We start from the raw sequence: 10774 nt of genomic DNA, 5'->3' as shown, positions 1-10774 counted from the left end.
AAAGTTCCCACTGGTCGAACAGCTTGCCCTCAGCCGGAGTGTTCGCTGTCAGGGTCACTTCCGTGCCTGCTTCGGCAGTCGTGCTGGCCGGTGTGCCGCTGGTGACTGTCAGGGTGTACTCCGGCTTCGGCGCATCCTTGTAGGTTGCTTTCGCTGTTGCATTCCCCTCCGGCATACGCACGGTGATGGTTTTATCTGTCAGGTTGCTGGAAACAAGTTCCAAATTCTCCGAAAGTTCCCACTGGTCGAACAGCTTGCCCTCAGCCGGAGTGTTCGCTGTCAGGGTCACTTCCGTGCCTGCTTCGGCAGTCGTGCTGGCCGGTGTGCCGCTGGTGACTGTCAGGGTGTACTCCGGCTTCGGCGCATCCTTGTAGGTTGCTTTCGCTGTTGCATTGCCCTCCGGCATACGCACGGTGATGGTTTCATCTGTCAGGCTGCCGGAAACCAATGTCAGATTTTCCGAAAGTTCCCACTGGTCGAACAGCTTGCCCTCAGCCGGAGTGTTCGCTGTCAGGGTCACTTCCGTGCCTGCTTCGGCAGTCGTGCTGGCCGGTGTGCCGCTGGTAACTGTCAGGGTGTACTCCGGCTTCGGCGCATCCTTGTAGGTTGCTTTCGCTGTTGCATTGCCCTCCGGCATACGCACGGTGATGATTTCATCTGTCAGGTTGCAGGAAACAAGTTCCAAATTCTCCGAAAGTTCCCACTGGTCGAACAGCTTGCCCTCAGCCGGAGTGTTCGCTCTCAGAACAACTTCTGTACCAGCCTCTTCCTGCCTACTGGTCGGCGTACCGTTTGTTACGGTCAGAGTGTATTTGGGTTTCGGTATTTCTTTATAAACTGCTTCCGCAGATGCTTCTTTTGCCGGCATCCGCACCTTGATGGTCGCATCCGTCAGAGCACCAGAAACAAGTTCCAGCCCCTCCGAAAGCTTCCATTGGTCGAATTGTCGGCCCTTTGCCGGTTCTTTCGCCGTCAGGACAACTTCCTCGTCCGCTGTCAGTGACTGGGCCTCATAGTCATCGTCCATTACGATTATCAGCGTATACTGCGGCGCAAACGTATAGGATGCGCTCGCATACGCATCACCCCACGGCATCTTTACCGTGATGGTCGTATCGGTCAGGCTTCCAGAAACGATTTCCAGATCATCTGACAAAATCCAGTGATCAAACTGCATTCCCTTGTCGGGCGCATTGGCCGTGAGGGTCACCTCCGTGCCCGCCACGGCTGTGGTGTTTTCCGGGGTTCCGTTCGTAACGGACAAGGTATACTTTTCCGCCTCGTACTGCGCCGTCAGGGTCACATCGTGCGCCGGCATATAGAATCTAATACCTCTGTCAGCCTTTTCTTCCGCAGTCAGTTCCAGACCCGTTGCTTCCCAGCCGGTGAAGATCCAGCCAGTGCGGTACTCCGCATAGGCATAGACATACTCCCCGTATTCCTTTGGTTCCGCTTTTCCGTTCACGGTCAGAGTATAGTGGTTGATTACATAGTTTGCCGTCAGGGTCACATCCCCGGCGGGCATGGTGAATGCAAGGGTCTTGCTGGTTTTGTCTGCCACTGTCACGCCATCCACTGCCCAGTCGGTGAAGGTGTAGCCCTCCTTTTCCGGCGCCGTGACGGTAACCGGCTCACCATAGTCCTTGAACTCCATCGTATCGTCTACGGTCAGACTATAATGGTTTACGGTATAGTTGGGCGTCAGGGTCACATCGCCAGCCGGCATCCGGAAGAGCAGGTTCTGGTCATATGGGTTATCGACCTGTGCACCTTTCACGGTCCAGTCGGCAAAGGTGTAGCCTTCCTTTTCCGGCGCAGTCACATTGACCAGTGAACCGTATTCTCTGGATTCTGTTTTGCCGTCCACGGTAAGATCATAGAAGCGGTTCTGGTAAACGGCCTTGATGGTCACGCTTTCGCCGGGCATCGTAAAGGTATACCCGCCGTCCGTCGGCTGCATGTCCAGTTCGGGTGCGGTTTCCCATTCCTTGAAGGTCTGCCCTTTTGGGAACTGCGTTTCGTCCACCTGCACCAGCACCAGTTCTCCGGCCTTGTGCTCTGTATTATCCACGGTGCCGCCCGTGATGAAAATGGAATATACGCCATCCTCATAGATCGCTTTTGCAGTAACATCATTTGCCGGCATCTTGAAGTTCAGCATTCTGCCAAATTTTATTGTCTTCGTACCATCTAGGCCGGACAGTTCCCAGCGGGCCAGTTCCTTGCCGTATGGCGGCTCAGCCGTCAGCCATACATTGTCACCGTACTGGGCCGTGGATGCGGGATTTCCATTTACCGTAGCCGTGGCACCTTCCAGCGTGAGTTTGTATATCGCACGCTTCCACACAGCCCGGATGGTCACATTCTCTGCGGGCATGTTGAACTCCGAGCCGTCAATTTTTTGACCATTGACCTCCCAGTAGTCCAGTTCATCACCCACATTTTCCGGTACGGCTTTCAGATAGATACGTTCATTGTACTTTGCGTCTGTTGCCTTTTTATAATTTTCCGATGATGCGTTACCACCAGTAATTGTTATCGTATAGCGGATATCTCTATACACAGCCTTGAGCTTGACGTTACAGCATGGCATGGTAAAGCTGTTTCTCACGATGGACAGGCTTATGCTGTCGTCTACCACCTTCCAACGGACAAACTCCTTACCGGGTTCCGGCTCTGGAACCAGCGTAACCGTCTTGCCGTATGGCACCGCTGTCACGGTCTTGCCGTCCACTTCCGCCCGTCCGCCCTCGACTTCGACCTCATACAGATCTATGGTATAAATTGCTTCCGCCGTCACATCGTTGGCAGGCATCCAGAAGGTCAGGTACGATTTCTTTGCTTCCTCTTCACTGATCTCCACGCCGCTTATTTCCCAGTGGTCAAAGGTCTTGCCCGCCCAGTTCCATGCCTGAAGTGTTACCCAATCGTGGTAATACCGTTTATCTGCCATGCCGTTCTCGACCAGCGTATACTGATTGGTGCTGTAGTTCGTTGTCAGCTTTACCTCCTTGGCCGGCATCCGGAAATGCAGCGTCTGGCTGGTTTTATCCTCCACCGTCACACCTTCCACAGTCCAGCCGGTAAAGGTATGGCCTACCTCGTCCTTCGCCGTTACCGTGACTTCTGCGTCATATTCTTTCTGCACCGTTCTTCCGTCTACTGTCAGCTCATATAGATTCGGCGTATAGTTTGCCGTCAGGGTTACATCACTGGCAGGCATCTTAAACTCCAGCGTTTTGCTGGATGCATCCTCCACCGTCACGCCCTCTACGGTCCAGCCGCTGAAGGTGCGGCCCACCTTATCTTCCGCTGTGACGGAAACGCTGTCCCCGTATGTTTTGGATTCGGGAACGCCATTGACCGTCAGTATATAGCTGTTGATGTCATAGTGCGCCTTGAGCACCGCATTGCCGTCCGGCATGGTAAAGGTATCGCCCTCGATTTTTTCATCGTTCAGCGTCCAGTAGGCAAACGAATAGCCCTCCGGTGCATTGCCCCGCGTCAGAGTAATGGTATCGCCCGCAGCGGCCACGGTATTGTCCGCCGTACCGCCATCCACCGTGACGGTATAAAGGTTCAGCGTCCATCCAGTATCGTCCGGGCCTTCAAAGGCAATGTAGTCCTCGCTTTCCGCCACCTTGTACGTGATTTTATAGCTTCCCGGCTGCGTGGGCATGATAAACGTCTTTTTATAATAGGTCGTGACCACGCCCATGCCCGGCACATCCGAAACGACCTTTCTCTGCGCCTGATCCCAGCGGAAGTCCTCGTACTTCGGGATTTTTTTAGTAATCGAGTTCAGCACAAGGTCGTTACTCTTTCCGCGCATTTCCATGCGCAGTTGCATCGGCCCGCCGGCCTTTCCGTTGTATTTAATATTGCCGCTGACATCGATCACATCAGTGGAGGGCACAATGGTGATCTCTTTTGCCAGCGTGTCGGAAGCCACATACAGCACCGTGACATTTTCCAGCACACCGCTCACATCGGCATTGCCATTTTTAAGCAAAGAGAAGGTTGTGGTGCCATTCGCATACCGCACCGCAGCGGACAAATAATAAGCATCCGGCTCGTTTTTGAAAACGCCGCCGTAGATAGTCGGGCCGGTCACATCGCCGATAAACACGCCGTCCTCGATCTTGCTCCACTTATCACATGTGACTGTACCGCTAAAGACGCCGCCACTGACAATGCCGACTTTTGTGCCCGCGCCCGTGTTGTTGACCGCGCCCTTCCGGAATGTGCCGCCCGAAATAACACCGCCGCTGTTGCTGACTGTATAACCATTATCAAACATACCGCCTGAAATGGTGCCCGAAATATTATTCAGCACGCCATTCAGCACCTTGCAGTCCGTAAACTGGCCGCCCGTGATCGTACCGCCGGAATTTTCGATTTGATAGTAGAACCGACCAATTTCAAATTTTCCGCCAGAGATCGTACCTTAATTCGTGACCTGACAATTTTTCCCAAAGGAACCACCGCTGATGATACCGCCCTCAAGGTTTTTTATGATGCCATATTTACTTGGGTTTCCACCCCGGTTACCATAGTCGTCCGTTGTAACTGCAAACTCCGATGTTCCAGTGATTTCACCGCTGTTATATACCTCGCCGTAAATCACTCCTCCGGAAACCACGCCGCCATTCCAAAGCTGGCCTTTGAATGTACCACCTGTGATGGTGCCGCTGTTACGGACAATTCCTCCGACCCACTGCGTTTTGGAACCATTTGGCCCAACATTCATGCTTGTATGCGGGAGAGCATGACTGAATGTACCGCCTTCGATAGTTCCTGCATTAGAAACCTCGCCATTTACTTTTCCGTCCACAAATGTGGCACCCGACTCAATGGAAAGCTTGATTTCATCCTGCAGTGCACCGCCGGTCAGCTTGAATTGTCCCTTTTTCAAGGTCAGCGTTTTGATCCCGAGCAGGTTTGTTCCATACGACCAAAATTCTGTATTCATGTTATCTGTAGATGGTGCTTCACCAAAAGAACTGCCCGAACCAATCTTGATCTCAATGATATCATCCGTCATCCCGGCATCGTTTTCCTGTTTCAGTATCTCTACAGTGCTCTCTGCCCTGGGCATCCCTTTTGCAAATGCCTGAACCGGCATCATGCTCACTATCATGCTGACTGCCAGCACTGCACTGACCAAGCGTTTTCCTATCCGTTTTCTCATTGCACAGGCTTTCCTTTCGTTTTTCTTTATTCTCATCTCAATATAACGCTTATCGCATTATCCTCGTTGTGGGGTTCATTCCTGTAAAAATTATACATTTTTTATTCTTTTCCGTCAACGTTTATTTCCCCTTTTTAACAAAAGCCACCCCAGTTTTCTGATACAGAAACCGAGGTGGTTTACCCTTGCTGTTTTTTTCAGTTCATTCAGGTACTTCTTTTTTCGGCTATTATCTTTTCCCGAAGCTACATTGACTTCTGCCACCGCAATAATATCAAGGTAGGTGTCATCAAAGATGATATTGCCCTGCTGCACTACATTGGAAAGATTCCATGAGTTAGAAAGGATTTCTTTGGTCGGAATAAAAACACTGCTCAAATCAACCATCCGCTTTTCCTATGCAGCTTTCCCGGCGACCTCCGCATTATGCTTCTGGCTCTTATGCGTGAAAGTCATAGCAATATTGGTATCGTTTGAACTCACCTTTACTAATGCCTTCTTTTCACCCTCTGCATGGGGTTCATCTTTTGCACATTTTTCGTTCTTCATAACAGCTTTTCCTCGTCAGCCAACTCAGCCCGAATCTGCCTCTTATACATAAGAAAAAACTCCCCCTGATTTCCTGTTGCGGAAATCAGGGGGAGTTGATGCTTTACTTGTGCTTTTTCAAGCGCTCACGCAATTACTTGCGGGGGTTCTTGATAGCAGCCTGGGCAGCAGCCAAAATTACAGAGCGTTCGAGTCAATCCAGCTTCACTTGCCCTGTCTGCTTGAGGGGTTCTCCATAGTTGATATGATAATGGCCGTTATTCTGCATTCCAAATTCAATATATTCCGAAAATGTTGTCCCAGAAATCGTAGTATTGGTCAAATGCATCACAACAGCCACTCCAGCCAAATCGTCATCCCAAAGTTCCTTATAAATAGCATTATTGGAATACAATTTCAGACTCACATCCACAGAATCACCCGTTGCGAGTAGCGTTCCTATTCCTCCTTGCCCAAATTTTCGACACTCCACTAACTCTGTTTTTCCTTGGAATCCAACAATATCAACGCTATCCACCTGAATATGCCGAATAATTGATTCCGAAATATTTTGCAATGAAAATTCTATTGTTTTAATATACTTTATTTCTTCAACCAAGGAATCAATATTCACTCGAATCTCACTGGTTTCATGTTGTACGGAATCTCCATAGTAAGACCGAATAATTCTAAACTGTTTGGACTGTGGCACATACGACAGCGCTCCACGATGAAGCACTGTCGGTTTGCATGATGGATTTGTTAGCTTCACAGCAGGTAAAAGTTTTTGTGCCATTATTTTTTGGAGCCTATTATTTTCTTCGCTTAAGCGCCTATTGACTTCTTGTGCGTCTTGTCCCTGCTCAACAGTGATAATGCCAAGTATAATGGTACCCAGCAAAGCTTGCAATCCAGAAACATAGGAAAGCGCATCTCCTGCCGACCACTCTGCCGAAAAATTGCTAGAAAACTTAAAGAGGGTATTAACCACCATCGGAACAGCGATTATTGAAATCATAAGCAGCGCAATCAGCAGCCATTTATATTTTGCGAATATCTTCTTCACAGAAGTCCTGCCTTTCATATTCATAGTTGTAACTTAATTATACCGTCCCGCCACTCATAAAACAAGATTCTTCTATCCTTTACAGAAAAAATGCCTATGGATTCCATTGGAAAATCCATAGGCATTTAGAAACTTACTTTTGAGAAGGCATAATTATCCTTCTATTATAATGGTCACTGTGTGTCCGAAAGATAAGGCTTCAACATCTCAACCAGTTCATAAACTTTCGTTCCGGGTGCTGACTCAGAGGGCTTCCGTCCTTCATTTTGTTTGTCCAATCGCTTTGCGTTGGCAATCGCAATGTCCATGTAAGGTCGCAGCACTCCATACATATCCGGGCGGTTCTTCTCATAACTCCCTGCGCCAATGTTTTTCAGCCAATCGCTTAGCTTCGGCCAGTAACGAGATCTATCAATATCAGTATCCATATACATAAAATGCAGCAAATACCACAGTTCTACGCACTGGTTCGACCATACAGCATGGTAAATCGTCTCACCTTGTGTACTGTATTCTTCGCACAGCTGTGCTACCATGTCAATATTTTCTGCCGGAAAATCATCTGTGTCATAGACAATCCAGACGTGCTTAAACACAATGCCGTTATTCTGAACGTATTGACGAGCTTTCATCAACAGATTCACCGTATTGTCGCCAATGCCCTCTACCTTTAGCTGGATTCTATCACGGTACTTAGCATTGATGATTTTCTGAATTGCGCCAAAATACTGCGGCTCGGTTTCTGTACCTTCAGATGCAATCAAGTGGTATTCCGGCTGAATCATCCTCGCCTTATCACGGCGATTCTTCATCCAGCTTTTTCCAAGGTCACTCTTTTTCGGAGGTTTCAGACTCATGCCCAATCCCTCCCTGTCAGCATATTAGAAAGGTAGGGGTCTGCACCATATCGGCCTTCCAGATATTGCTTATCAAAGGCCGCTGTGCTCTTGACGCGAGTATTGTCCTCCTGCCGGAACTCATAAAGTGAGTAAATCTCACTTTCATGGTTGTCATTCATTGCGGCAAACCAAATTTCATCGCGGCGGAAAACTGTATTCTTCATCGTGGTCAGGTCGTGAGAGCTAAATAGCAACTGTGCGCCCTTCTTATTCAGCTCCGGATTCTTGAACATCTGAATCACATACCGGAGCAGCTTCGGATGCAGCTTGGCATCCAATTCGTCCACAACCACTGTGCGGCCTTCCTGCAATGCTACCATCAGAACCGGCAAGGCTGCAATCATCTTCTTGGTTCCATCCGATTCCGCTTCAAAGGGAAGCTCATAGACTTTGCCATTGATCGTTCTCTGCGTAAACAGGTGCTTGCTATCCTCATCATAGCGATAACCGGACAAATCAATACCTACATCATTCAGTGCATGAATCAGGCTTTCCTTAGTCGTCTCACTCTTGGACACCAGCACAATGTTTTCTGCTCTGGGGTTTGCGTAGCTCTGTGTAATACAGGATTCAAACCAATTCTGCACTTCTGCAATCACAGGGATATTGTAGTTGATTGCCAAAAAAGAAAGATACGGCATCTTCGGGTTGACGTCCAAGTTGATGCTTGCCTTATTGATACTTGCACCCAATTCAATCTTCTGGCCGTCTCGTTCAAAAATCAGGCCCGTCTTCTTGCCGCCAAGAGTGCGCCACAGCAGAGACTCAAAAACAATTTCTTCCTTGAGCGCAATGTAATACTGGTATTCCTTCTCGTCTACACGGAAGAACACCTGAAAAATCGTAGGTTCATTCGCAGAACTTTCATCCAGCATAAAGGGAGCCACACTGCTGCCCTGCTGGAAAATCATTGGCTGCCGATTCTTCTCCAATGCATGAATCGGCTTCACAACAAGGTTAATCAGGCAAAAGAATGCCTGAAGCAGATTTGTCTTACCGCCACCATTAGGGCCATAGACCGCGCTGACCGGAAGCAAATCTTCCGCTTTCTCCTGCCGAATCAAGGCATCCTGAAACTCCGGAATCGCCATTGCGCGGAAATCGAATGTTGTTTCATCCTTATAAGACTTAAAATTCTGAAAAGAAAACTGGCAAAGCATTCTTTCAACTCCTTCCTGTTATTATTATAGCTCATTTTTGATTTTTATTCCAGCATTTCGGAAAGTTTTGTTCTCATTATCCATTTATAAGCGTTTTTCTGATAGTAAAAGACCTCCGCTTTCTCCCATAAATGAAAGCGGAGGTCTTTTTTCAGCTTATTGCGTTGCTCGAATTGTAATCGTCGGGTTATAGTCAGAGTCCAGATACGACAACAGCTTCGTCATATCTGCACCGGAAATCTTAATATCACCATATCCAGAGTTCATTTTACCATTCTCACCGACACCATCAATGAAGAGTGCCGAGCCACCGTAAGCTACTGCACCATACGGACTCCAGCCATCTCCATTAAAGCCGAAACAAATACAGGCATTTGAAGAACCTTTCGAGAATTTCGGGTACATATTCTCCGCTCCGCCTTTATTTGCCCAATCCTTATCGGGGTTATTCTTAGATTGAAGGGTATTATAGTAGATAGACTCTGGATCACACACCCATACGCTATCTTCACTAATTGTTTCAAAAGCGATTTTTGTATTTTTTACTTTTGTAGAGAAAGCAAAATAGATTGGAAACGTTCCCTCTGGTGTCATGTGGTCGCCTTCCGTCTTATTCGTTGTAAGCCCATTTGAGCCAATCGCTGCTGTAGTGCTCATGTCCTCGACCCATTGACCATCCCGATATGTCCAGAGCGTCAGCATTGCATTACTCCCGGTTGCCTCCACCAGAATTTCTTGCCTAGAATCAGTAGAATCAGGTGGATCGACGGAGTTATAGGTTGGACCATTCTGAATTTCAGAGGAAGCCTTTGTCTCATTACTAATGGGCATGGTTTCTTCCGTCCTACTCTCTGGCTGATCGTTCATTGATGCCGCTGTGCTTACTTCTGACGCAGAAGCTGATTTATTCTCTTTCGTTAACGAAAAACTTCCTACAACACACATCAACATAAAAATCACAATAAGCACAGTCAAACATCCGCAGCCAGTCCTTGCGCAGCCTTTTCCTGAAGTAGTTTTACTGCCTTGTGATGCTGTTTCCGCTTGTGCTCTATACGATGATTCTGTCCAAGAGTTTCTTGGCGGTTCCGATTCCGAGTAATGTGACGATTCTTCATTTTGATAAAAGCTCTGATTATATTGCCATCTTTTATCTTTATCCGACAAAATTTCATAAGCTTCATTCAGATCTTTCATTTTCTCTTGCATTGCTTCTTCCTGTCCCGGATTTAAGTCCGGGTGATATTTTTTTGCAAGAGCCTTGTATGCCATCTGAATTACTTCTGGTGACGCATCAGATGCTACTTGTAAGATTTTATAGTAATCTTTCATCTGTTCCTCCGCAATGCTCTTTTTACGTTAATCAAAGTATAGTAAGCACTACCGAGACCGCAATCCACGCTCCAAACATAATCAAGATGCGTTTCCAGAAACCCATTTCCGGTTTAAACTTTGGACAAAGAACAACAGCTGCGATAATATACGCCACTGACATTACACCCATCCCGGATATTACGGCTACAACCACCGAAAGAACCATAACAACGGTCAAAATCCAAAGCACAATATCCCTGACTTTTCGTATGCCACTTTTAGGTTGCGTTGTCACAGCTTTAGCAGTATCATTTCTTAATACTTTTTCACTTTTCTGTTCAGGCTTTTCTTCTGCCTTTTCAGGTTCTGACATCTTCACTTCTACTATATCTTTTGCCTCGGATGCTTGCTGAGGCTCTGGCTCCGTAGCTTGGGAAACATCTAAAACGACCTCTTCCTTAGTCTTTTCTTCTACAGCTGAAATTTCTTCTTGTGATGACGTCTGTACTGCCTTGTGTGAAGTGTTCTCTTCTTGCTTCCGACCACATACATCACAAAAAAGGTCATCGTCTTCTAACTCGGCACCACAGTAAATACATTTTTTGCTCATTTTACA

The 10774-nt window shown here is 47.7% G+C and carries 9 protein-coding genes; all 9 read right to left on the bottom strand.

Annotated features, from left to right (window positions below; translation table 11 throughout):
• On the bottom strand, nucleotides 1–4336 hold a 4336-nt coding region (locus DWV57_RS11915; RefSeq protein WP_207666261.1), incomplete at its 3' end, for an InlB B-repeat-containing protein.
• A 111-nt stretch (nucleotides 4337–4447) separates the two neighbouring features.
• Nucleotides 4448–5191 carry a hypothetical protein gene (locus DWV57_RS11910; protein WP_120020899.1) on the bottom strand — a complete coding sequence of 248 codons (744 nt, stop codon included), beginning with the start codon at nucleotides 5189–5191 and terminating at the stop codon, nucleotides 4448–4450.
• A gap of 114 nt (nucleotides 5192–5305) precedes the next feature.
• Nucleotides 5306–5578 (bottom strand): hypothetical protein, encoded by a 273-nt coding sequence (locus DWV57_RS11905; RefSeq protein ID WP_120020897.1) that lies wholly within the window; start codon nucleotides 5576–5578, stop codon nucleotides 5306–5308.
• A gap of 9 nt (nucleotides 5579–5587) precedes the next feature.
• On the bottom strand, nucleotides 5588–5740 hold the full coding sequence (locus DWV57_RS14585; RefSeq protein ID WP_165853699.1) for a hypothetical protein: 153 nt from the start codon (nucleotides 5738–5740) through the stop codon (nucleotides 5588–5590).
• Nucleotides 5741–5933: 193 nt separating this feature from the next.
• Complete coding sequence (locus DWV57_RS11900; RefSeq protein ID WP_133303649.1) at nucleotides 5934–6785, bottom strand: hypothetical protein; 852 nt, start codon at nucleotides 6783–6785, stop codon at nucleotides 5934–5936.
• A 173-nt stretch (nucleotides 6786–6958) separates the two neighbouring features.
• Nucleotides 6959–7642, bottom strand: coding sequence for an RloB family protein (locus DWV57_RS11895; RefSeq protein ID WP_120020895.1), 684 nt, complete (start codon nucleotides 7640–7642; stop codon nucleotides 6959–6961).
• Nucleotides 7639–8844: an ATP-binding protein gene (locus DWV57_RS11890; RefSeq protein WP_015537454.1), complete on the bottom strand. Its 1206-nt coding sequence runs from the start codon at nucleotides 8842–8844 to the stop codon at nucleotides 7639–7641. The genes DWV57_RS11895 and DWV57_RS11890 overlap by 4 nt, the downstream gene beginning before the upstream one ends.
• A gap of 156 nt (nucleotides 8845–9000) precedes the next feature.
• Nucleotides 9001–10176 (bottom strand): DnaJ domain-containing protein, encoded by a 1176-nt coding sequence (locus tag DWV57_RS11885; RefSeq protein WP_120020894.1) that lies wholly within the window; start codon nucleotides 10174–10176, stop codon nucleotides 9001–9003.
• Nucleotides 10177–10207: 31 nt separating this feature from the next.
• Nucleotides 10208–10768 (bottom strand): zinc ribbon domain-containing protein, encoded by a 561-nt coding sequence (locus DWV57_RS11880; RefSeq protein ID WP_120020893.1) that lies wholly within the window; start codon nucleotides 10766–10768, stop codon nucleotides 10208–10210.
• Nucleotides 10769–10774 lie beyond the last annotated feature (6 nt).

Source organism: Faecalibacterium sp. AF10-46 (genome assembly GCF_003604105.1).
Lineage (GTDB): Bacteria > Bacillota > Clostridia > Oscillospirales > Ruminococcaceae > Faecalibacterium > Faecalibacterium taiwanense.
Note: the sequence above shows the minus strand (reverse complement) of the source record. Positions and strands in the feature narration are given on the sequence as shown.

Coding starts and splice junctions, on each gene's coding strand:
- DWV57_RS11910 (WP_120020899.1), bottom strand. CDS start 5,191: ATGAGAAAACGGATAGGAAAACGCTTGGTCAGTGCAGTGCTGGCAGTC.
- DWV57_RS11905 (WP_120020897.1), bottom strand. CDS start 5,578: ATGGTTGATTTGAGCAGTGTTTTTATTCCGACCAAAGAAATCCTTTCT.
- DWV57_RS14585 (WP_165853699.1), bottom strand. CDS start 5,740: ATGAAGAACGAAAAATGTGCAAAAGATGAACCCCATGCAGAGGGTGAA.
- DWV57_RS11895 (WP_120020895.1), bottom strand. CDS start 7,642: ATGAGTCTGAAACCTCCGAAAAAGAGTGACCTTGGAAAAAGCTGGATG.
- DWV57_RS11890 (WP_015537454.1), bottom strand. CDS start 8,844: ATGCTTTGCCAGTTTTCTTTTCAGAATTTTAAGTCTTATAAGGATGAA.
- DWV57_RS11885 (WP_120020894.1), bottom strand. CDS start 10,176: ATGAAAGATTACTATAAAATCTTACAAGTAGCATCTGATGCGTCACCA.
- DWV57_RS11880 (WP_120020893.1), bottom strand. CDS start 10,768: ATGAGCAAAAAATGTATTTACTGTGGTGCCGAGTTAGAAGACGATGAC.